Origin of the sequence: Bradyrhizobium sp. RDI18 (assembly GCF_043203335.1) — a bacterium.
Taxonomy (GTDB): Bacteria; Pseudomonadota; Alphaproteobacteria; order Rhizobiales; family Xanthobacteraceae; genus Bradyrhizobium; species Bradyrhizobium retamae.
Genome location: NZ_JBICRN010000008.1, coordinates 233,599 through 252,348, shown reverse-complemented (window position 1 = coordinate 252,348; position 18,750 = coordinate 233,599). Strand labels below are relative to the sequence as shown.

The 18,750-nt window shown below is 63.1% G+C and carries 25 protein-coding genes and 2 pseudogenes; 14 read left to right on the top strand and 13 right to left on the bottom strand.

Annotated features, from left to right (window positions below; translation table 11 throughout):
- The first annotated feature begins 56 nt into the window (after window positions 1-56).
- On the top strand, window positions 57-659 hold the full coding sequence (locus tag ACFXS9_RS09865) for a PAS domain-containing protein (protein ID WP_392688075.1): 603 nt from the start codon (window positions 57-59) through the stop codon (window positions 657-659).
- Here ACFXS9_RS09865 and ACFXS9_RS09860 read toward each other — a convergent pair.
- Window positions 656-1,027, bottom strand: coding sequence for an ArsC family reductase (locus tag ACFXS9_RS09860; protein WP_392688072.1), 372 nt, complete (start codon window positions 1,025-1,027; stop codon window positions 656-658). The two genes, ACFXS9_RS09865 and ACFXS9_RS09860, sit on opposite strands and share 4 nt — an antisense overlap.
- Before the next feature lie 110 nt (window positions 1,028-1,137).
- Here ACFXS9_RS09860 and ACFXS9_RS09855 point away from each other — a divergent pair, with 110 nt between their 5' ends.
- Window positions 1,138-1,296, top strand: coding sequence for a DUF5993 family protein (locus ACFXS9_RS09855; RefSeq protein WP_198027979.1), 159 nt, complete (start codon window positions 1,138-1,140; stop codon window positions 1,294-1,296).
- 7 nt (window positions 1,297-1,303) lie between these two features.
- On the top strand, window positions 1,304-1,861 hold the full coding sequence (locus ACFXS9_RS09850) for a disulfide bond formation protein B (RefSeq protein ID WP_392688069.1): 558 nt from the start codon (window positions 1,304-1,306) through the stop codon (window positions 1,859-1,861).
- Here the strand turns inward: ACFXS9_RS09850 and ACFXS9_RS09845 are convergent.
- Complete coding sequence (locus ACFXS9_RS09845; RefSeq protein WP_392688067.1) at window positions 1,858-2,562, bottom strand: glutathione S-transferase family protein; 705 nt, start codon at window positions 2,560-2,562, stop codon at window positions 1,858-1,860. The genes ACFXS9_RS09850 and ACFXS9_RS09845 overlap by 4 nt on opposite strands.
- A 78-nt stretch (window positions 2,563-2,640) precedes the next feature.
- Between ACFXS9_RS09845 and ACFXS9_RS09840 the strand changes: the two genes are divergently transcribed.
- Window positions 2,641-3,513 (top strand): SDR family oxidoreductase, encoded by an 873-nt coding sequence (locus tag ACFXS9_RS09840; RefSeq protein WP_392688064.1) that lies wholly within the window; start codon window positions 2,641-2,643, stop codon window positions 3,511-3,513.
- 21 nt (window positions 3,514-3,534) lie between these two features.
- Window positions 3,535-4,170: an HAD hydrolase-like protein gene (locus ACFXS9_RS09835; RefSeq protein ID WP_392688061.1), complete on the top strand. Its 636-nt coding sequence runs from the start codon at window positions 3,535-3,537 to the stop codon at window positions 4,168-4,170.
- Between the two features lie 40 nt (window positions 4,171-4,210).
- Here ACFXS9_RS09835 and ACFXS9_RS09830 read toward each other — a convergent pair whose 3' ends face one another.
- The 3 genes from ACFXS9_RS09830 to ACFXS9_RS09820 form a co-directional block, all read right to left on the bottom strand.
- Entirely contained in the window at window positions 4,211-4,753 is a 543-nt protein-coding gene (locus ACFXS9_RS09830; protein ID WP_392688059.1) for a 2'-5' RNA ligase family protein, read from the bottom strand.
- A gap of 76 nt (window positions 4,754-4,829) precedes the next feature.
- Window positions 4,830-6,551 carry a dihydroxy-acid dehydratase gene (locus ACFXS9_RS09825; protein ID WP_392688056.1) on the bottom strand — a complete coding sequence of 574 codons (1,722 nt, stop codon included), beginning with the start codon at window positions 6,549-6,551 and terminating at the stop codon, window positions 4,830-4,832.
- Between the two features lie 69 nt (window positions 6,552-6,620).
- Complete coding sequence (locus ACFXS9_RS09820) at window positions 6,621-6,971, bottom strand: Lin0512 family protein (protein ID WP_065729811.1); 351 nt, start codon at window positions 6,969-6,971, stop codon at window positions 6,621-6,623.
- 165 nt (window positions 6,972-7,136) lie between these two features.
- Between ACFXS9_RS09820 and ACFXS9_RS09815 the strand changes: the two genes are divergently transcribed.
- On the top strand, window positions 7,137-7,709 hold the full coding sequence (locus tag ACFXS9_RS09815) for a putative glycolipid-binding domain-containing protein (RefSeq protein ID WP_392699704.1): 573 nt from the start codon (window positions 7,137-7,139) through the stop codon (window positions 7,707-7,709).
- 92 nt (window positions 7,710-7,801) lie between these two features.
- Here ACFXS9_RS09815 and ACFXS9_RS09810 read toward each other — a convergent pair whose 3' ends face one another.
- The 5 genes from ACFXS9_RS09810 to ACFXS9_RS09790 form a co-directional block, all read right to left on the bottom strand.
- Window positions 7,802-8,068: a hypothetical protein gene (locus ACFXS9_RS09810; RefSeq protein ID WP_392688053.1), complete on the bottom strand. Its 267-nt coding sequence runs from the start codon at window positions 8,066-8,068 to the stop codon at window positions 7,802-7,804.
- A complete protein-coding gene (locus ACFXS9_RS09805) occupies window positions 8,065-8,814 on the bottom strand; it encodes a DUF899 family protein (RefSeq protein ID WP_334368385.1) in 750 nt (249 codons plus the stop codon). Before ACFXS9_RS09805 ends, ACFXS9_RS09810 begins: the two co-directional genes overlap by 4 nt.
- Window positions 8,815-8,866: 52 nt before the next feature.
- On the bottom strand, window positions 8,867-9,400 hold the full coding sequence (locus tag ACFXS9_RS09800) for an SRPBCC family protein (RefSeq protein ID WP_392688050.1): 534 nt from the start codon (window positions 9,398-9,400) through the stop codon (window positions 8,867-8,869).
- A 4-nt stretch (window positions 9,401-9,404) separates the two neighbouring features.
- The gene (locus ACFXS9_RS09795) at window positions 9,405-9,782 is read right to left on the bottom strand and encodes a helix-turn-helix transcriptional regulator (protein WP_213286041.1); all 378 of its coding nucleotides are present in this window, start codon (window positions 9,780-9,782) and stop codon (window positions 9,405-9,407) included.
- 71 nt (window positions 9,783-9,853) lie between these two features.
- A complete protein-coding gene (locus ACFXS9_RS09790; protein ID WP_392688047.1) occupies window positions 9,854-10,942 on the bottom strand; it encodes an adenylate/guanylate cyclase domain-containing protein in 1,089 nt (362 codons plus the stop codon).
- A 106-nt stretch (window positions 10,943-11,048) separates the two neighbouring features.
- Here ACFXS9_RS09790 and ACFXS9_RS09785 point away from each other — a divergent pair.
- Window positions 11,049-11,503, top strand: a pseudogene (locus tag ACFXS9_RS09785) (SRPBCC family protein).
- A 35-nt stretch (window positions 11,504-11,538) separates the two neighbouring features.
- On the opposite strand, the gene ACFXS9_RS09780 reads toward ACFXS9_RS09785, so the two are convergent.
- From ACFXS9_RS09780 to ACFXS9_RS09770, 3 genes are all read right to left on the bottom strand, one after another.
- Complete coding sequence (locus tag ACFXS9_RS09780; protein WP_392688045.1) at window positions 11,539-12,240, bottom strand: GNAT family N-acetyltransferase; 702 nt, start codon at window positions 12,238-12,240, stop codon at window positions 11,539-11,541.
- 37 nt (window positions 12,241-12,277) lie between these two features.
- Window positions 12,278-13,249, bottom strand: coding sequence for an SDR family oxidoreductase (locus ACFXS9_RS09775; protein ID WP_392688042.1), 972 nt, complete (start codon window positions 13,247-13,249; stop codon window positions 12,278-12,280).
- A 63-nt stretch (window positions 13,250-13,312) separates the two neighbouring features.
- Window positions 13,313-13,837, bottom strand: a complete 525-nt coding sequence (locus ACFXS9_RS09770; RefSeq protein ID WP_392688039.1) for a MarR family winged helix-turn-helix transcriptional regulator — start codon at window positions 13,835-13,837, stop codon at window positions 13,313-13,315.
- Between the two features lie 183 nt (window positions 13,838-14,020).
- On the opposite strand from ACFXS9_RS09770, the gene ACFXS9_RS09765 reads away from it, so the two are divergent.
- The 7 genes and pseudogenes from ACFXS9_RS09765 to ACFXS9_RS09735 all read left to right on the top strand — a co-directional run bounded on the left by ACFXS9_RS09765 (window position 14,021) and on the right by ACFXS9_RS09735 (window position 18,727).
- A complete protein-coding gene (locus tag ACFXS9_RS09765) occupies window positions 14,021-14,716 on the top strand; it encodes a VOC family protein (protein ID WP_392688037.1) in 696 nt (231 codons plus the stop codon).
- A gap of 68 nt (window positions 14,717-14,784) precedes the next feature.
- Window positions 14,785-15,186 (top strand): cupin domain-containing protein, encoded by a 402-nt coding sequence (locus tag ACFXS9_RS09760; RefSeq protein ID WP_392699702.1) that lies wholly within the window; start codon window positions 14,785-14,787, stop codon window positions 15,184-15,186.
- A 34-nt stretch (window positions 15,187-15,220) separates the two neighbouring features.
- Window positions 15,221-15,922, top strand: coding sequence for a cytochrome c biogenesis CcdA family protein (locus ACFXS9_RS09755; protein WP_392688034.1), 702 nt, complete (start codon window positions 15,221-15,223; stop codon window positions 15,920-15,922).
- 2 nt (window positions 15,923-15,924) lie between these two features.
- Entirely contained in the window at window positions 15,925-16,905 is a 981-nt protein-coding gene (locus tag ACFXS9_RS09750) for a thioredoxin family protein (RefSeq protein ID WP_392688031.1), read from the top strand.
- A 130-nt stretch (window positions 16,906-17,035) separates the two neighbouring features.
- Window positions 17,036-17,501 (top strand): annotated as a pseudogene (locus ACFXS9_RS09745) (Rrf2 family transcriptional regulator).
- Entirely contained in the window at window positions 17,491-18,192 is a 702-nt protein-coding gene (locus ACFXS9_RS09740) for a class I SAM-dependent methyltransferase (protein WP_392688028.1), read from the top strand. Before ACFXS9_RS09745 ends, ACFXS9_RS09740 begins: the two are co-directional and overlap by 11 nt.
- Before the next feature lie 37 nt (window positions 18,193-18,229).
- Window positions 18,230-18,727, top strand: a complete 498-nt coding sequence (locus ACFXS9_RS09735) for a peptide deformylase (RefSeq protein WP_392688025.1) — start codon at window positions 18,230-18,232, stop codon at window positions 18,725-18,727.
- Window positions 18,728-18,750: the final 23 nt, after the last annotated feature.

Genomic DNA, 18,750 nt, shown 5'->3' with positions numbered 1-18,750 from the left:
TATTTCCCCCTCGGGGCGCATCATCTCGCGATTTAGATCGCGCAGGAATTGCCGCCTTGAAATTTGAAAGCGCCGGACCGTCGGTCATCAAATCTATCAAGCAGCGCGACCTGCTGAACACCTGGCTGCGGCTATACGCCCGCGACCAATCGATACCGCGCACGGCGGAATACCAGCCGGCGCGGATAGAGGACGAACTTCCCGACCTGGTCCTCTACACCATCGATGCCAGCACCCAGCCGCCACGCCTGATCATCCAGAGCGACGGCACGCGGATGTCGACGGCTTATGGGAATACCGGCAAGGGCCGCTACCTCGACGAGTATCTCGGCGCAAGGCTCGCTCCGATCGTGATGCCCGTCTATCATGAATGCATCGCGCGCCGCCTGCCCGCCTATACCATCGCCAATATCGACGACATCTACGGGCGAATCGTCGCCTATGAGCGGCTGTTGCTGCCGTTCTCGGATGACGGCAGCGTCACCCATATCATCGCTTCACTGAAAACCATCAGCGAGGATGGCGGCTTCGAGATCAAGAATCTGATGCGCGGAAACGACCAACTGCCGGTGCCGAAGCTTCGCACCATCATCGACCGCGATCTCTTCCATCGCGCGCCCGGCCGCATTCCATCCGGCGATGAACTCGAATTCGATTAGGCCTTCCGCCCGCGCGGCTTCGACGCGACCTCGCTCACATAGATATCCGGCTTGAACCCGACCAGCAATTTGCCACCGAGATCGAGCACCGGCCGCTTGATCATCGAGGGCTGCGCCAGCATCAGCGCCAACGCCTTGCGCTCGTTGAGGCCTTCCTTGTCGCCGTCTGGCAGCTTCTTGAACGTCGTGCCGGCGCGGTTGAGCAGCGTTTCCCAGCCAACATCGTCGGACCATTGCTTGAGCTTGTCCTTGCCGATGCCGGCAAGCTTGTAGTCGTGAAAGTCGTAGGCCACGCCGTGATCGTCGAGCCAGGCGCGCGCCTTCTTCATCGTATCGCAGTTCTTGATGCCGTAGATGGTGATGGGCATTGTCGTTGCATTCCGGAATGTCGTTATTAGTCCTGCCGGACCGGATTAGAATTAAGCAGATCGGCGAATCTATCATAGACTGACGCATCATTCCGTGCCCGGACCAACCGATGGAATTCACCGTATTGTTTCTGGCCATAGTCATCGTGATGTTGATCGCCTGGCGCGGTCGGCGTCCGCTGGCGCTCGGCCTGTTCGGGGCCGTGCTGATCGCGTGCATCGCCACCTATCTGCACCACGCGACCGATACGCTGAAATTGTCGTTCTGAGAGACGCATGACCCAGGCGCGTGCCATTACGCTGAATGCACTCAGCCTCTACGCGGTGGCGCTGGTGCTGGCGGCGGCCTATGCGGCGCAGTTCATTCTTCATGAGCTGCCCTGCCCGCTCTGCCTGCTGCAGCGCATCCTGTTCGCTGCTCTCGCCGTCGGCCCCATCCTCAATATCCGCTTCGGCCCCCGTCCCAGCCATTATGCGATGTCGCTGCTGGCGGCGGTGGCAGGCGCCGTCGCGTCGACCCGGCAGGTGCTGCTGCATATCATGCCCGGCGACGCCGGCTACGGTTCGGCGTTGCTCGGCTATCACTATTATACCTGGGCGCTGATCGGCTTCGTTACGGCCATCGTCCTGCTTGCGGCGATCCTGCTGTTCGACCGTCAGTTCGAGGAAGACCGCGCCGTGCTGCCGGCCACCGGCGGCACCTTCGCGCAAGCCGCGGTATGGCTCGTGATCGCGCTCACGGCGGCCAATGTGGTGACCACGCTGCTCGAATGCGGCTTCGGCGCCTGCGCTGATAACCCGGTGGTGTACGAACTGCTCAAGCACGCCGCTTAAGACCGCTTGGGTATGTCCAGCCCGCGCTGCACCGCCGGCCGGGCGAGCCCGCGTTCCAGCCACGCCGGCACCTGCTTCAGCGTATCGAACGCGACGAGATCGCGCGCACCGTAGAAGCCGATCAGATTGCGCACCCAGCCGAGCATGGAAATGTCGGCGATGGTATACTCATCGTCCATGATCCATTGCCGTCCGGCGAGATGCGTCTCCACTACCTCAAGGAGGCGCCTCGACTCGGCGACGTAACGCTCGAGCGGCCGCTTGTCCTCATATTCCTTGCCGGCGAACTTATGGAAGAATCCGACTTGGCCAAACATCGGCCCGATCCCACCCATCTGGAAGTGAACCCACTGGATGGTCTGGTATCGCCGCGCCGGATCGGCTGGCATCAGCTTGCCGATCTTCTCGGCGAGATATTGCAGGATCGCGCCGGACTCGAACAGCGGCAGCGGTCTGTCGCCGGGACCATCCGGATCGAGGATGGCCGGTATCTTGCCGTTCGGATTCAGCGACAGGAATTCCGGGGTCTTCTGGTCGTCCTTGTTGAAGTCGACCAGATGCACCTCGTAGGGCAAGCCAATCTCTTCGAGCATGATCGAAACCTTCACGCCGTTTGGAGTCGGCAGCGAATAGAGCTGAAGGCGGTCGGGATGTTTGGCGAGCCAGCGTTTGGTGATCGGGAAGGCGGAAAGGTCGGACATCAAAACTCGTTTTGCATGGTTGTTGTTGCGTGGCTAATGTACGGCCGATGCCGCACATAACAAGGGTTCGCGCCGTTCATGACCGATCAACCGTCTCCGGCGAAGCTCGGCCTGACTGATGAGGAGCTTGCGGCTCGCCCGACCCTGTTCGCGGCCGATGCGCTGAAGGATCAGGTCGCCGTCGTAACGGGCGGCGCCGGCGGCATCGGGCGGGCGATCGCCTGGCTGTTCGCGCGGCTGGGCGCGCATGTCGCCGTGGTCGGGCGCGACGGCGGCAAGCTCGACGCGCTCGTCACCCAATTGACGGGCCGAGGTCTCAAAGCATCTGCGCATGTCGCCGACATCAGGGAGCCCGACGCAGTCAACGCCCTGTTCGATACGATCTGGGCCGCTCAAGGCCGCGTCGACTGCCTCATCAACAGCGCCGGCGGGCAATTTCCCCAAGCCGCAATCGATTTTTCGGTGAAGGGCTGGAATGCCGTCATCAACACAAATCTGAACGGCACCTGGTACATGATGCAGGCCGCCGCGCAACGCTGGCGCGACCACAAGCATCCCGGCAGCATCGTCAACATCGTGGTCGTGACGACGCATGGGCTCTACGGCATCGCGCACACGATTGCTGCACGGAGCGGCGTCATCGGGCTCTCGCGCGCCGTCGCAGTCGAATGGGCGCCGCTGAACATCAGGGTCAATTGCGTGGCACCCGGCGCGATCGAAACCGAAGGTTGGAACGTCTATTCGTCGGAGGCTCGCGCCGCCTACCCGCGCTCGAACCCAATGATGCGCACAGGCTCGCCCTGGGACGTCGCCGAAGCCACTGTCTTTCTCGCTGGTCCTTCGGCCAAATTCGTCACCGGCGAAACGCTGACCGTGGACGGCGGCGGTCAGCTCTGGGGCGAAACCTGGACCACCGGCAAGCCGGCGTATTTCGGCGGCGATGACAAGTGACACGCTGAAAGCCGGATTCTCATGACACGCTATCGCCTCGCCATCTTCGACTTTGACGGCACGCTTGCCGATACGATCGACTGGTTTCGTGCCTCCTTTCAGGACGTGATCGCGCGTTTCAATCTCAAGCCGGTCACCCCGGAGGAGCTGGAAGGAATGCGCGGGCTGTCCGCGCGGGAAATCATGGCGCGGCTTGGCGTGTCCACGTGGCAGCTTCCGGCCATTGTGAACGACTTGCGAAAGCGCAAGCTTACGGCGGCGAACGAGACATCGTTGTTTGCCGGCATCCCGGAGATGCTCGCCGAACTTCAGCGCCTTGGTGTCAAGACCGCGGTCGTCAGCTCCGATAGCGAGGCATCCGTCCGGCAAGTGCTCGGTCCCGCCACCGCACTGATCGGCCGATTTGACTGTGGCGCTGCAGTGTTCGGAAAGCACTGGAAGTTTCGACGGGTCGCGCGACGGCTGGAGGCAAGGCCGGCGGAAACGATCTGCATCGGTGACGAGATCCGCGACATCGACGCCGCCAAGGCGGCCAGTATGGCTTCGGGCGCGGTGGCGTGGGGCTATGCCACCCCGGCCGCGCTGCAAGCGGCAGGGCCGACGCATTTCTTCAACTCGATCGAGGAGATGGTGCAGCGGCTTGCGGCGGCGAAATAACGCCGCTCGGAGCTTCCGCTGTTTTCGCTGCCGGTGGCCATCATCCGCACAGACACCATCGCGCGAGATGCCGATGGCCCCTCTGGCTGTGCACGAGCACGAACTCCGTCACAGTCCAGCCAACCGGTTCGATCGGATACTCATCCACACTGCGCGCGTCATATAGCAACGTTACATGCGGCGTGAAATTCGTATTGGCGAGCCGCCTTAATCCTCTGCGCGCCATCGCGGCACCAAGCATTTGCCGAAACGACTGCAACCGGCACAATCCCTTCTCGCCAATCAGGACAAACGGACGATTGCCCGGCCCCCCGCGGAAACTTGCCGTGCGATCGAACGAGACCTCGAACGGTTCGGTCCGCAATTCCGTGGCCGCCTCGCAGGCGGCGCAAAGCTGACGTTCCGGCAACCCATCCAGCGAAAATAGCGAAACGTGCAGCCGGTCTGGCGCGATGAGCTTGCCGTTGAAGCAATGGGCGCGCCTGAGCACGCTTGCCAGCCGGTGAATTCGCGCTGCTGTGCCCGCGTCGGGAAGAGCCGCGAGGAATAATCGGCCACTACTAGAACTTGCAAACCCGCGCATGATAGCGCAGAACAAATCATGAACATAAGATTGTGGCAAGGCCCCAGCACAACTCGTTCGGCAGGTTCCCGCAGCCTTACAACACGCACCCGTAATGCGCCGACGACACCAGCCGGATGTATTTGTCGTGCACCGATCCCGGTCGCACCGCGGCCAACGAGGCAGGCGCGCGCCAGTCGGCCATGCGGCGGGCGATCTCTTCCGCTGACATTTCGAGATTCACGGTGCGGGCGCCTGCGTCGATAACAATAGTGTCGCCGTCGCGCACCGCAGCGATCGGGCCGCCGCGCGCGGCTTCCGGCGAGACGTGGCCGATCAGGATGCCGTGCGAGACGCCGGAAAAGCGGCCGTCGGTGATCAGCGCGACGTCCTCACCGAGACCCTGTCCCTGCAACTGAATGGTCAGCATTACCATTTCCGGCATACCGGGCCCGCCCACCGGGCCGACATTGCGCACGACGATGACGTTGCCCGGCACGATCTTGCCGGCGCGGATCGCGGCCATCGTATCGGCCTCCGACTCGAATACGCGCGCGGTACCGCGAAATTGCCTCTTCTCGAGGGTCTTGCCCGATAATTTGAGCAGGCAGCTCTCCGGTGCGAGATTGCCTTTCAAGACGCTGATGTGATTGTTCGCCGGCGCGATCGGTTTCGACAGCGGAGAAACGATCTCCTGCGGCGCCATCTGCTCCAGCGTCGGAACATCGGCGAGATTTTCGGCCAGCGTCTTGCCGGTCACCGTCATGACGTCGCCATGCAAAAGGCCCGCGCTAAGCAGTTCCTTCATGACGACAGGCACGCCGCCGATCGCATGCAGGCTGCCCATCGCGAACGGGCCGTGCGGCTGCAAATTGGCGAGCAGCGGGACGCGCTCGCCGACTTGCTGGATGCGTTCGATCGTGATCGGCACCTGGGCCTCGCGTGCGACCGCGAGCAGATGCAGGTACATGTTGGTCGAGCCGCCCATCGCATAGACGGTCGTGATCGCATTTTCGAAGGCGCGCGCGGTCATGATGTCGCGTGGCCGGATGCCGGCTTGCATCAGCCGGTACAGCGCGTCGACCGAGGCGCGGGCCTGCGCGCGGACATCGGCGTGAATATCGCTGTCGGCGTTATAGTCAGCGGAATGCGAGGCGCCGCGCGGCAGCATCATGCCGATTGATTCTGCGATCGTGCTCATGGTGTTGGCCGTAAACATCGCGCCACAGGTGCCGCTGCCCGGCATCACGTTGCGCTCGACTTCCAGCAGTTCCTCGCCGGAGAGCCGGCCGGACTCATTGGCGGCGCGCGCCTCGGCGTAATCCATGATCGTCAGATTGTTGCCTTTGCTCGCCCAGGCGCCGAACGAAACGCGGCCCGGCGTGCTGGTGCCGGGATAGAGCACGAGGCCAAAAGCATTCGTCCGCGCCAGCGGCATCAGCGCGGCAGCGCCGGTCTTGTCGCAGCCGGAGATCACGATCATCGCATCGCCGTGGTGCGCGTAATGACCGATCTCAAAACAGTCGGCGACGACATCGCGTGAGGCGAGGCTATAGCCCGCCGTCGGCGTGCCCTGCGTCAACGCGTCCGACACCGCCGGCGCGCCGACGACCAGCCCCTGCCCGCCGCGCTCAACAAGAATTTCTACCAGGAGATCGGTGATGGCGCGAACACGGTTGTTGCAGCGATGGGCGTTGGTCCAGGCGCTGGCAATGGTCACCACCGCACTGGTCTCCGCGGCGCGGTCTGGATCGAATCCGGCAGCACGCAACTCGACCCGCGATCGCTTCCAATAAGTGCTGCTGTCTTGCGTTGTCATCGGGCGCTCCAGGTCTTCTGATTGACGGCACGGACGTTGGCGTCCGGCCTGATTGACGCTGAAACGAATTTAGCCCGTCTTGCCGTCGTCAAAACTGACGATCACGGCAGCGTTGGCGATGATGATGGAGTCGCTTCCGCTCTCGGCAGGAATTTCCAGCCCGCCCCTCACTGCCGTCACATTCACCGTGCCGTAAGGCAGTTCCTTTGCAACGGCTGCAGTATCGACCCCGCTCGGGTCTGGAACCGCGACGGTAACCTCCACGAACATATCGTTGGCGGTCTTTCCCAGCATCCGGAAGAAGCCGAGGCTGGAGTGACGGATAGCGTCCGAGACGGCGCGCTTGGCGGCTTTGGTCGCATCGCGTCCGTGAACGTCGACGCCCATGCCCATTTCGGTGATACAGCGCACGCGTGCCATGGCATTTCCTATCTTATTTTCGTTCGAGTGAGAGACATATCAGCCGTCGACGATACACGCGAGCGACAGGCGAGGTAAGATTAGTCTGAATGCAGCCCGCACCGATAGGTGCGTGCAGGAACCGATATCGGCTAAAATCGTTCTCGGTCTGGGTCCAAGTCGAGGATCAATCTTGCAAAGCGACCCGAAATTCTATTCTGGCGCCGAACCGACGTCATCGGCCTGGAGCGATTGATGCTCCATATTTCTGCTGACGCGGTCTTGGCAGAATCGACCGTGATCTGCGTGGAGGACGGCGGCTTTCGCCTCGACCACCGATGGAGACTGACGCCTGACTGGCGAGCTCAATCGCTGGACGTAGACCGATGGGGCCCGGCCGGCCATGCTCATCTCACCCTTGAGCGGACGGATAGCGGGTGGTGCGTTAACGGCCAACAACGTCCCGATCTCGACGGTGCGGAAGAGCCCGACCTTTCGGTCACCCCCTTCTGCAACACCTTTCCTATCCGCCGGACACCTGCCGGAGCCCGACAGAGTCTCACACTCGATACCTGTTTCTTGGACGGTGCGGCCATGACGATACAGCGCTCCCGTCAACGATACGACCGTCTCGGTCCGGATCGGGTGCGTTACGTAGACCTCGGCGTCTCGGCAGGCTTTGAGGCGGAGCTCGAGGTGGATAATCGGGGTCTGGTGCTTCGCTATCAGCACCTTTTCGAACGCGTAACACCTGTCTGACGAAGGCATTGCGATAAATCGCTGACTAAAAAGCCACCCATGCCGAGTTGACTAATTTCGTACACCCGATGACGATGTCGCGCTGCCGGGCTTCATCGGCGCGAGATCAGCTTCAGCCAGGGCGCCGAATGGAAGGCACTCATCAGCAAATACATCGATACCATGCCGCCCACCGGAGATGCGTTTGCAGCCGAGCAAAGCGGATCCAGCGGGCCACCGCCAACCACAGCGGTAAGCAGCGCCATGATTGCGAAGGTCGGCGCGGCCGCAAGCGATAGCCATCTGACTATCCCGGCCGCGGCGCCTTCGTCATCCCAGCTCGCCGCGCAGGGCGCGTTGCTGTGAGAGGCCTCGCTCATCCCTTCGTGCCTGCGCTCTGCTTGCGGAACGCGGCCTCTCCGGCGTCCGACACCTCGACCCACCTCTTGTCGGGCGCTGCGCCTTCGACGTAGCTGTCGTGCCAGTTCCACCACTTGTAGGTCGGGGTCTGCGGATAGCCCTCCGGCGAGTCCTCCCAGACCTCCTGGCGGCCGAGCGGTGTGATGTCGAGGTAGTTCCAGGTGCCTCCCATCTGCTCGTCGCCGCGGTTGTTGATGAAGTAGGTGCGGTAGATCTTGTTGCCGTCGCGGAAGAACACGTTGGTGCCGTGCCATTCGCCGACATCGAAGTCGGTGTCGAAGCTGTCGGTGATGGTGTACCAGGGGATCAGCTCCCATCCCATTCGCTTCTTCAGGCGCGCGATGTCCGGCTGCGGCGCGCGCGAGGCAAACACGAGCGTGGTATCGCGGGCGTTGAGATGGGCGACGTGGGCGACCTGATCGGCCACCATCGAACAGCCGCGGCAGGCATGGTCGGGCCAGCCGAACACGCCGGGCTCGAAGAAGGCGCGGTAGAGGATCAACTGATGACGACCCTCGAACAAGTCGCGCAAGCTCGCCTGGCCGTTCGGCCCCTCGAACCTGTACTCCTTCTCCACGGCCAGCCACGGCATCCGCCGGCGTTCGGCGGCGAGCGCGTCACGGGCGCGGGTCGTGGCCTTTTCCTTCACGAGCAATTGCTGGCGGGCCGCTTCCCATTCCTGTGCCGAAACGGTGTGAATCTGCATGGCTAACCTCCTGCTTGTTTGGCGTTTGTTACTTGAGCTTCGACTTGCAGCGTCAGGCCGGCAGACGCGCGTCGTATTCCTTCATGAGGCCGCTCCAGCCATCCCAGAACGGCGCCGGCTCCTCTCCGCTCGCACGGGCGACCAGAACATCGAGATGCATGTGCCAACCGGCCATGTGCTTGAGCAGCGTGGCGCGGTCGGGGAAGCGCCGATGGGTAACCGTGAGCAGCACGCCCTTGCCTTTGGGCTCCAGTTCGAACGTGACGTCACCGGTACTGTTCCAGGTGATCGACAATTTTCGGGGCGGATCGAATTCGGTAATCCGGCTCTGCATGCGATGCTCGCCGCCGAACCCGGCCGGGGCCTTGCCGGGCGGATCCGTCAATTCGTCGTTTCGCCAGACGAGCTCGAAGGGCGCGCCGACCTTCGTGTCCATGTCGCCTGCCGCCATCCATTTGCGGCGCAACTCGCTGTCGGTGAGATAGGCCCAGATACGCTCGATCGGGCCGGGCAGCAGCCGCTGCATTTTCAGCGTCGTGGGCTCGGGCAGGCTGCCGTACGCGTCGGGCTTTGTCGTTGAATTCATCGCTCTACTCCGTCACCGATTTTGATTTGGATTTTGATTTGGATTTTGCTTGCGCCCGGTCCTCTTCGCGCAGCAGAGCTTCCAGTCGGTCGAGCTTTGCGGTCCAGAAACGCTCGTAACGCTTCAGCCATGCATCGGCTTCTGCGAGCCGCGCCGCCTCGAGGCGGCAGAGATGGGAGCGGCCGCGGATCGTGCGTTTGACGAGACCGGCGTTCTCCAGCACCCGCACGTGTTTCGAGGCGCCGGCGAAGCTCATGTGAAACGGCGTCGCCAGTTCCCCGATTGTCAGTTCCCGTTCCGCCAGACGACCAAGCATCGCCCGCCGTGTTGGATCCGCGAGGGCGTGAAAAACGGCGTCGAGATGGGCACTACGTTCAACCATGTGGTTTAACATAGTCGCGCGATGCTAATTGTCAACCAATCGGTTTAACGTTTTCGTGATGAGGTTTGGACCTAGCCGTCCGGCACGGTGTAAACGGCGCAGGGCGACGCAATGCCGCGCAGCGCATGCGTTCCCAGCGGGATCAGTTTTGCGGTGGTTTCGGCGGCGAGTGCGCCTGATATCAGCACCGTTCGGCCGAGCGGCCGACAAAGCCCTTCCAGCCGGCTCACCAGATTGACCGCGGGACCGATCGCCGTGAAATCCAGCCGGTCGGCCGCACCGACGTTGCCCCACAGAATTTCGCCGAGATGCAATGCCACGCCGAACGACAGCGGCGGCAGCCCCTGCTCTCTCCGTGCGTCGCCGAGATGCGCCATTCCGGCCTGCGCGGAAGCGACGGCCCGGAGCGCAGCGTCGCAGGCATCGCGGGGAGATAGGCCGGTGACCGGAAAGATCGCCAGCACGCCGTCGCCGATGAATTTCAACACCTCGCCGCCGAAGGCATGGACAGCGCCGGCAATGCAATCGAACCAGGCGCCGAGCGCGGCAATCACCGCCGCGGGAGGCTCGGCCTCGGACAGTGCCGTGAAGCCGCGCAAGTCGCCAAACAGCAGCGCGGCCCGGATGTTCTCGCCGACCTCGCGCCGCAGCGGCCCCGTCAGCACGCGCGCAGCGCTCCGCTTGCCGAGGTAAGCTTCGAGCGCAGCGGTCACGGTCGCGCGCGCCGAAAGCGCGGCGAGCGGCGCTGCAGCGAAGCGGGCGGCATCGCGCAGGCGATCAGACTCCGGTTGCGTGAACGGTCGCGGTCCGATCCAGCCAAGCATCGGCCCGTCCGATCCCGGGCTCACATTATCCTCATGGACCGTTCCGCCTGCGAGCCCGGCCAACCAGCTCCGGCCGGCGTCGCCGGACAAATTCCCCGCCGCTCCGAATCCCGCCGGAGCGAACCCCACGGCCTCGATCACCGCCCCATTCTCGGCGCGCCATAGCCAGGTCCGGCGGGCGACGATCGGATGCGGCACGGCGAGCGTCAGCGCTCCGCCGGCGAGCGGCACGCCGTCGTCAATCAGGCGCGTGCCGAGTTCGGCGAGGAACCGGTCGGCGCCCGGCGAAGCGCTGGCTGCATCGACCAGCCATGTCAGCGTCGGACTCAGTTGCATGGATCGATCATGCGGCAGCGACGTTGCATTGTCACCCACGGCGCTTACCTTAGGCACTCGCTGGTTGCATCAGCGTGTGTCCTGCCAACGACCCACGAGGCTTTCGATGACTGAATCGTTTGTGCTCCGGCGCGAGACCCACATCGCCGCACCCCGCGCCAGCGTGTTCGCCTTCCTGACGGACCCTGAGAAGATCGTGCAATGGATGGGCAGCGAGGCAGTGACGGAGATGCATCCGGGCGGCATGTACCTCCTGAAAGGCGTCGGCAGCTCCACGGCGCGCGGCGCATTCCGCGAGGTCGTGCCGGTTCACCGTCTCGCCTACAGCTTTGGCTGGGAAGGCAACGAGGAAGTGCCGCCGGGATCGGGCCTGATCGAGATCGATCTGATCGAACGGGACGGCGGCACGCTGTTGCGCATGACGCACAGCGGCCTGCCCACCGAGGCAACCCGCGACAGCCATTCCAAGGGTTGGGCGCATTATCTCGACAGGCTGACCAAGGTAGCCGCCGGCCAGGATCCTGACCGGACCGCGGACCGAGTGGCACACGCGACGCGTAAGAATGGCGTCGGTCAAGGCGTCCATCGCTGGGCGATCAGTCCTGTTTCTTCAACACCGTCACGTGAAGACGGCGCCGGATTTCCATCCCCTGCCGCCGGTAGAGCGCGATGGCCGAGTGATTGTTGGTGAAGACGTGCAAGAACGGAATTTCGCCACGCGATACAATCTGGTGCGAGATGGCGGATAGCAGCATCTGTCCGTAGCCGCGGCCGCGATGGGATGGATGCACGCAGACGGCGGTGATCTCGGTGTATTGAGCCGGCTTCATCCGCTCGCCGGCCATCGCGACAAGCTGGCCGTCGACGCGGATGCCGAGAAATGTGCCGAGCTCATGGGTCCGCATGCTGAACGGTCCCGGCTTGGTGAGCGCGGTCAGTTCGATCATCGCGGGAACGTCGTCGACGCCGAGCGTGACGATATCGACGCCATTGGCTGGTGTTTCAACCGGCGTTGCAACAATCATCTGTTCGCCGGTGTCCGCCAGCGCAATTCTGAATCCGGCAGGCGGTTTCACGGGATCCGGCGTGAACAGGACGGCGATGTCCTGCGGCGACATCAGCCCGGCGAGCGCTGCAAAGCTTTCAGGCGACATGTCCGCCATCGCTGCGAAGGGCGTGATCTCGGTCGGATATCGCCGCGCGCGGGCATCGCCTTCGGCGAGCGCCTGATGCGTGGTCGTGAGCGCCGTCCAGATTGGATAATCGAGGGGATGGCTAGCGCTGTCGTGAACGGACATCGGACTACCTTCGTTCTCACTCAATGGCACGACAACTTTAGCGGTAATCACTGACGTCGGCCACCTTGCCGCCCTCCCGGACCTCGGCGGTGTAGCGCCAGATGTCCGGTCGCGAGCCGTCGATATCCGTAAAGCCATAGTGACGGGCGAGTTCACCGGAGCTGACCGATTTCTGATTCCACCTGCCGCGATCGGGATCGGCGGCGAGCGCAGCCACGGCGCGGCCGACATAACGCGGCGATTCCGACAGCGCGAAATCGGGCGGCGCCTGGTGCCTGCCGCCTCCCCGCTCCGCCAGCGCCTCGCGCCAGGTCGTTTCGGTGACGCCGAAATTCTCCAGCATCATTTCGGAGCGCAGCCATCCCGGCGTGATCGCCACTGCCGTGGCGCCGTGCGGCGCGAGTTCGTGGCCTTGCGAGTAGGCGAGACGGTTCACGCTCTGCTTGACGAGGTCGTAGAACACCGAGATCCGGTAATGCTGCGCATTGTAGTCGGCGGTACCGTCGGTGACTTCGACGAGCAGGCCGCCTGCTTTCGCGACCAGCAGCGGCAGCAGATAGTGCGATGTCACCAGATGCGTCTCGATGCCGAGCCGCAGAATCCGCAATCCCTTTTGCAGGTCGAGCTTCCAGATCGGCGTATTCCATTCGGCGGGCCCGCCCTTCAGCCGTTCGGCGCCCCAGATGTCGTTCACCAGCACGTCGATGTGGCCATGCTCGGCGCGGATACGCTCGGCCAGCGCCGCGACCTGCAAAGGTTCGAGATGATCAACGGCGATGGCGACGCCTTTGCCGCCGAGGCTGGTCACGAGTTCGGCCGTCTCCTCAATCGTCTCCGGCCGGTTATAATCGGATCGCGTTGGAGCATCGGCGCGGGCGCTGCTCCGCCCCGTGCAGATCACCGTGGCACCCGCCTCTCCCAGCGCGGCGGCAATGCCGCGGCCGGCGCCGCGCGTCGCGCCCGCCACCATGGCGACACGTCCGGCAAGCGTGCCTTCATGTGAGACCATGCTCATCCTCCCCTCACCTTCACGCGCCGCTGCAGTCCGATCGCATCGAAGCGCCTGCGCGCATCATTCCGCTTTCTCTGCCGTCGCCTCGATAAGATTATCGCGGAGCTTGACGACGTTTTCCTGCAGCCGCGCGAACTCGTCGGGCTTCAGTCCGGTAGAGGCCACGAGATTCATGTGCATGCCCTTCTCGCGCAGCCGGCGGCCAGCCTCGGTCAGGCTGACGCGCACCTGCCGCTCGTCCGCGGGATCACGCTGGCGACGCAGATAGCCCATCTGCTCCAGCTTTTTCAGGATCGGCGTCAGCGTGTTGGACTCCAGGAACATCTTCTCGCCAAGCTCACTGACGGTCTGGCCGTCCTGCTCCCACAACGCAACGATCGCGATCCATTGCGGGTAGGTCAGGCCGAGTTCATCGAGGCCCTTCTTGTAGGCCCGCCCGAAGGCAAGGTTGGCCGAATAGATCGCAAAACACAGGAAGTCGCCAAGCCGCCGCTCGCCTGCGGCCGGCTTCGGCTTCTGGCTGGCCTTTGAATTATCTCTCGAATTGTCCCTGGAACCGGTCCGCGGCCTGTCGTTCAGTTTCATGGAGATCGTCCTTTCCGACACGAAGATGTGAAGTCTCGCACCCATATATATCGCATCCGATTAAATCGGAAGGGTTGACACTTTGCGCCCGAGACGTTTTATATCGCATACGATCTTATCGTACGCTATCTAACCGCGGTGACGCGGAAACATTCCCGCCACCACAACATCAAGGAGAGAACCATGTCAGACCTCAAGGAACGCACCAGCATCACTTCCACTGAGACCAAGGCCGCTTCGGCGGTCGACCTGAAGCTCGAAGTCATCGTCATCCCGGTTTCCGACGTTGAACGCGCCAAGCAGTTTTATGCAAAGCTCGGCTGGCGGCTCGACGCCGATTTCGCCGGCCCTGACGATTACCGCGTAATCCAGTTCACGCCGCCCGGCTCCAACGCCTCGGTCATCTTCGGCAAGAACGTCACCCCTGCCGCGCCCGGCTCCGCGCAGGGCCTCTATCTGATCGTTTCGGATATCGAGGCCGCTCGCAACGAGTTGCTCAGCCGCGGTGTTGCGATCAGTGAAGCCTTTCACGCCGGCGGCAACGTGCATGTCGGCTCGGACGAGCCCTATCTGTTCGGCCGGGTCCGGTTGAGCGGCCCGGATCCGGAACGTGGCAGCTACCGCTCCTATGCCTCGTTCAGCGATCCCGATGGCAATGGCTGGCTGCTGCAGGAAGTCACCGCGCGATTGCCCGGGCGCGTCGACGCCAGCGCGACGGCCTTCAATTCGTCGGCTGATCTCGCGAGCGCACTGCGCCGTGCGGCGGCTGCCCATGGCGAATACGAGAAGCGCAACGGGGGCCAGCACGATGAGAACTGGCCGGACTGGTACGCCGAATACATCGTCCGCGAACAGAGCGGCCAGCAGCAGGCGCCATGAGCAGGCTTCGCGATCATTGCACGCAAGTTCGATGAATGTCCAAAACAAAGGAGACCAACATGACCAGGATGAATAAGATGCAACTCATGGCGATGGCGGCGATTGTTGCCGGAGCCGTTCTGGCGCCGCTTGGCGCGCAGGCGCAGCAGAACGGAGTTACCCGAACCGATCTGCAGCGGCACGATCTCAGTGCACAGGGACGCGAGGCCATTCAGGTCCGCGTCGATCTCGCCCCCGGCGTGGCGTTCGGCAAGCACACGCATCCCGGCGAAGAGATCATCTATGTCCTCGAGGGCCAGCTCGAGTATCAGGTCGGGGACAAACCGCCGGTCACACTCAAGGCCGGGGACGTCCTGTTCATTCCAGCCGGCACACCCCATTCGGCCAGGAATCCCGGCAGCGTCACCGGCAGCGAGCTCGCCACCTACATCGTCGAGAAGGGCAAGCCCCTCCTCACATTGCTGAAGTGACCGTAGCAGTCTGCATCTACGAGGAGAGCCCGACATGATCGAGATTGCGTTGGCATTTGCGGCTGGCCTCCTGACGGCGGCGGCCCCCTGCATCCTGCCACTGCTTCCGGTCTTGCTGGGCGCCTCCATCGGCCGGCAGGACCGGTGGCGGCCGCTCTTTCTGGCGGCCGGATTCATCATCGCCTTCTCCGGCTTCGCGATCCTGTTCGGCTCCTTCTCGACCGTGCTTGGCTTGTCGCACGACACGCTGCGGACTGTCTCCGTCATCCTGCTCGGCAGCTTCGGCGTATTGCTGTTGTGGCCGCAGCCATACGAGCGGCTCATGACGAGGTTTCACGGCCTGCTCTCGTTCGCCGACAACATCGTGGCGCGCGCCGGATCAGGGAATGCAGGGGGCCTCGTTGTTGGACTGGCGCTCGGCGTGCTCTGGACGCCGTGCGCCGGGCCGGTGCTCGGCTCCATTCTCACACTGATCGCAACATCGGAAAACCTGGCCCGCGCCGCGCTGCTGCTTGTCATCTACGCTGTCGGAGCCGGCATTCCGATTTTGCTGATCGCCTACGGCGGACAATACGCGACCACGCAAGTGCGTAGGCTTGCGCCCTACACTGTCGCCTTGCAGCGAACATTTGGTGCGGCGGTGCTCCTCGTCGCGCTGGCCTTCTACACGCAATACGACAGCATCGTCGCTGTCTGGTTTTCGGTGCTCTATCCGAATCTTCAACTGGGATTATGACAATGCGCAAGCTTCTCAGCCTGATCGTCCTCGTTTTCGTCGCCGTTCTTGCCATTGCGCAGTTTGGCCCTTCCGCCCTGCTCAGCAACGAAACCACGCAGCAGAACTCTCGGCCCGCACCGGAGTTTTCCGGGATTTCCGCCTGGCTGAATTCGCCGCCGCTGACGGTGGAGAGCCTCCGCGGCAAGGCCGTGCTGGTTCAGTTCTGGACCTACTCCTGCATCAACTGCCTTCGCACGCTGCCCTACGTCACCAAGTGGCATGAGCAGTACAAGGACAAAGGCCTTGTCGTGGTCGGCGTGCACACGCCTGAATTCGCCTTCGAGAAGGAACGCGCGAACGTCGAGACCGCCGTCAAGCGCCTGGGCATTCATTATCCTGTGGCGCAAGACAATCAGTATCGCACCTGGCGCGCCTTCGGAAATCAGTACTGGCCAGCCGCGTATCTGATCGACAGGTCCGGAACGATCGTTGCGACGCAGTTCGGCGAAGGCGGCTATCAGCAGATGGAAAACGCCATCGCGCGTCTTGTCGGCGAAGCCATGCCTGCTACGCAAACAACCGATCCGGATTTGAGCGCCGTCGCGACGCCCGAATTGTATTTCGGTTCCGAGAAGAACGATGGCGCCATCGTCGAGTCGCAAGACGCAACGCGCGGCGAACGGGCCTACACGCTGCCGGACAACGTGCCGCCGAACCGGTTCGCCCTCTCCGGCCTCTGGAACGTGACGGGCGATCGTGCCACCTCCTCGGCAGACGGCGACGAAATCCTGCTTCGCTTCAACGCGCCCAAGGTCAATCTGGTCGCTGGCAGTATGTCGCCGCAGACATTGTCCGTGACTGTCGACGGAACGCCCCAGCCGCCAGTCACCGTCGATGGAAGCAGGCTTTATCCCCTCTACGCCGGCCCGGGTGGCGAGCACGTATTGCGGCTGAAAGCGCCCAAGCCCGGCCTGAGCGCGTACACCTTTACGTTCGGCTGAACGCGACCGCGCGTGCGATGCCGCGACTTCTGATTCAACTGCCAAACAGCGTGGGCGTGGGGCTGCAGCCTGTGGCGACGTGGCAACCCGTGACTTGACCTGCCGGCCGTCATGCAATATCAGTTGTTACATGAAACGAGACAGCAGACTATCAGGCGTTCTTCACGTGCTGCTGCACATGGCCGAGCGGAAGGAGCCGGTGACTTCCGAAGCGCTCGCACGGGCCATGGACACCAATCCCGTTGTGATCCGGCGGATCATGTCCGGACTGCGCGATCGGGGCTATGTGCGATCGGAAAAAAGGCCATGGCGGCGGATGGACTCTCGCGCGCGATCTCGCGACGATATCGCTGCGGGATGTCTATCAGGCGCTCGGCCAGCCTTCGCTGTTCGCCATCGGGAACAGAACGGAAGCACCCGGCTGTCTTGTCGAGCAGGCCGTGAATGCCGCGCTCGACCGGGCGTTCGACGAGGCGGAGGCGCTGTTGCTGTCCCACCTGAGTGCCGTGACGCTTGCGATGTTGAGCACCGATTTTCGGAAGCGCCTCGGCGATCGGCGCAACCGTCATCGTCTGGAGATCGCCCATGCATCATGACGCGGTCGCCAACGCCATGTTGGCTCACTTCTCTGATCCAGAGGCGGTCAGGCGATATGCGGATGGACCGCCGCGCTTCGTGCCCGGGTTTGCGGACCTTCACCGCATGACCCGCATCCTGCTGGCGGAACAGGCTAAGCAAGACGCACGGGTACTGGTCGTCGGCGCGGGTGGCGGCCTGGAATTGAAGGCGTTGGCGGAGGCAGAGCCGCGCTGGCAATTCGTTGGCGTTGATCCCGCCTCCGAGATGCTGAAGCTGGCGGAGCAGACGCTGGGGTCCTTCAATGCGCGCGTGCAGTTGCAGCAGGGCTATATCGACGATGCGCCCGATGGACCGTTCGATGCCGCCATCTGTCTGCTCACGCTGCATTTCCTCGATGTCAACGAACGGCGGCGGACGGCCAGGGAAATCCACCACCGTCTCAGATCCGGAGCGCCGTTTGTGGTCGCCCATTCCAGTTTTCCGCAGCAGGACAGCGAGCGGACGCGATGGCTATCGCGCTATGCCGCCTATGCCATCGCCTCCGGCGCCGATCCGAACCAGGCCAACACGGCGCGTGCGGCGGTCGAGGCGCGCTTGCCCGTGCTCAGTCCAGAGCAGGATGCGCAAATTCTGCGTGAGGCCGGGTTCCGGGACGTGGAGTTGTTCTACGCCGCCTTTACTTGGCGCGGCTGGATTGCGTATGCGTGAACCGTGGTAGTCAGGCATCCTGATTCAGCAACAAATCATGACCATCCGTCCGATTGTCAGATATCCCGACCCTCGCCTTGCGGTCCCGGCGCAGCCGGTGACCGTGTTCGACGACGCGCTGCGCGACCTGGCCAGAGACCTGCTCGAGACGATGCATGCCGCGCCCGGCATCGGCATCACCGCGCCGCATGTCGGCGTCTTCCTGCGGGTCGTGGTGCTCGACCTCGACCCCATCAATGGCGCGCGCACCTATATCAATCCCGAGATCATCTGGGCCTCGCCTGAAATGATCATGCATCAGGAAGGCAGCGTCTCGATGCCCGGAGTTAACGACGAAATTCGGCGTCATGCGCGCGTTCGGATCAGCTATCACGACGTCGACGGCAATGCACACACCGAGGAATCCGATGGGCTCCGCGCCGTCTGCCACCAGCATGAGATCGATCAGCTCAATGGCTTGTTCTGGATCCAGCGACTATCCCGCCTGAAGCGTGAGCGGTTGATCAAGCGTTTCGAGAAGCTCGCGCGCGGCTGAAGATAGATTGGGCGGAATATGCA

Excerpts from the sequence above, each read along its gene's own strand:
- ACFXS9_RS09750 (WP_392688031.1), top strand. The coding sequence starts at position 15,925 with ATGCGCAAGCTTCTCAGCCTGATCGTCCTCGTTTTCGTCGCCGTTCTT.
- ACFXS9_RS09825 (WP_392688056.1), bottom strand. The coding sequence starts at position 6,551 with ATGACAACGCAAGACAGCAGCACTTATTGGAAGCGATCGCGGGTCGAG.
- ACFXS9_RS09800 (WP_392688050.1), bottom strand. The coding sequence starts at position 9,400 with ATGAATTCAACGACAAAGCCCGACGCGTACGGCAGCCTGCCCGAGCCC.
- ACFXS9_RS09845 (WP_392688067.1), bottom strand. The coding sequence starts at position 2,562 with ATGTCCGACCTTTCCGCCTTCCCGATCACCAAACGCTGGCTCGCCAAA.
- ACFXS9_RS09820 (WP_065729811.1), bottom strand. The coding sequence starts at position 6,971 with ATGGCACGCGTGCGCTGTATCACCGAAATGGGCATGGGCGTCGACGTT.
- ACFXS9_RS09735 (WP_392688025.1), top strand. The coding sequence starts at position 18,230 with ATGACCATCCGTCCGATTGTCAGATATCCCGACCCTCGCCTTGCGGTC.
- ACFXS9_RS09805 (WP_334368385.1), bottom strand. The coding sequence starts at position 8,814 with ATGCAGATTCACACCGTTTCGGCACAGGAATGGGAAGCGGCCCGCCAG.
- ACFXS9_RS09790 (WP_392688047.1), bottom strand. The coding sequence starts at position 10,942 with ATGCAACTGAGTCCGACGCTGACATGGCTGGTCGATGCAGCCAGCGCT.
- ACFXS9_RS09810 (WP_392688053.1), bottom strand. The coding sequence starts at position 8,068 with ATGAGCGAGGCCTCTCACAGCAACGCGCCCTGCGCGGCGAGCTGGGAT.
- ACFXS9_RS09755 (WP_392688034.1), top strand. The coding sequence starts at position 15,221 with ATGATCGAGATTGCGTTGGCATTTGCGGCTGGCCTCCTGACGGCGGCG.
- ACFXS9_RS09855 (WP_198027979.1), top strand. The coding sequence starts at position 1,138 with ATGGAATTCACCGTATTGTTTCTGGCCATAGTCATCGTGATGTTGATC.
- ACFXS9_RS09860 (WP_392688072.1), bottom strand. The coding sequence starts at position 1,027 with ATGCCCATCACCATCTACGGCATCAAGAACTGCGATACGATGAAGAAG.
- ACFXS9_RS09840 (WP_392688064.1), top strand. The coding sequence starts at position 2,641 with ATGACCGATCAACCGTCTCCGGCGAAGCTCGGCCTGACTGATGAGGAG.
- ACFXS9_RS09770 (WP_392688039.1), bottom strand. The coding sequence starts at position 13,837 with ATGAAACTGAACGACAGGCCGCGGACCGGTTCCAGGGACAATTCGAGA.
- ACFXS9_RS09765 (WP_392688037.1), top strand. The coding sequence starts at position 14,021 with ATGTCAGACCTCAAGGAACGCACCAGCATCACTTCCACTGAGACCAAG.
- ACFXS9_RS09830 (WP_392688059.1), bottom strand. The coding sequence starts at position 4,753 with ATGCGCGGGTTTGCAAGTTCTAGTAGTGGCCGATTATTCCTCGCGGCT.
- ACFXS9_RS09775 (WP_392688042.1), bottom strand. The coding sequence starts at position 13,249 with ATGGTCTCACATGAAGGCACGCTTGCCGGACGTGTCGCCATGGTGGCG.
- ACFXS9_RS09795 (WP_213286041.1), bottom strand. The coding sequence starts at position 9,782 with ATGGTTGAACGTAGTGCCCATCTCGACGCCGTTTTTCACGCCCTCGCG.
- ACFXS9_RS09740 (WP_392688028.1), top strand. The coding sequence starts at position 17,491 with ATGCATCATGACGCGGTCGCCAACGCCATGTTGGCTCACTTCTCTGAT.
- ACFXS9_RS09850 (WP_392688069.1), top strand. The coding sequence starts at position 1,304 with ATGACCCAGGCGCGTGCCATTACGCTGAATGCACTCAGCCTCTACGCG.
- ACFXS9_RS09760 (WP_392699702.1), top strand. The coding sequence starts at position 14,785 with ATGAATAAGATGCAACTCATGGCGATGGCGGCGATTGTTGCCGGAGCC.
- ACFXS9_RS09835 (WP_392688061.1), top strand. The coding sequence starts at position 3,535 with ATGACACGCTATCGCCTCGCCATCTTCGACTTTGACGGCACGCTTGCC.
- ACFXS9_RS09780 (WP_392688045.1), bottom strand. The coding sequence starts at position 12,240 with ATGTCCGTTCACGACAGCGCTAGCCATCCCCTCGATTATCCAATCTGG.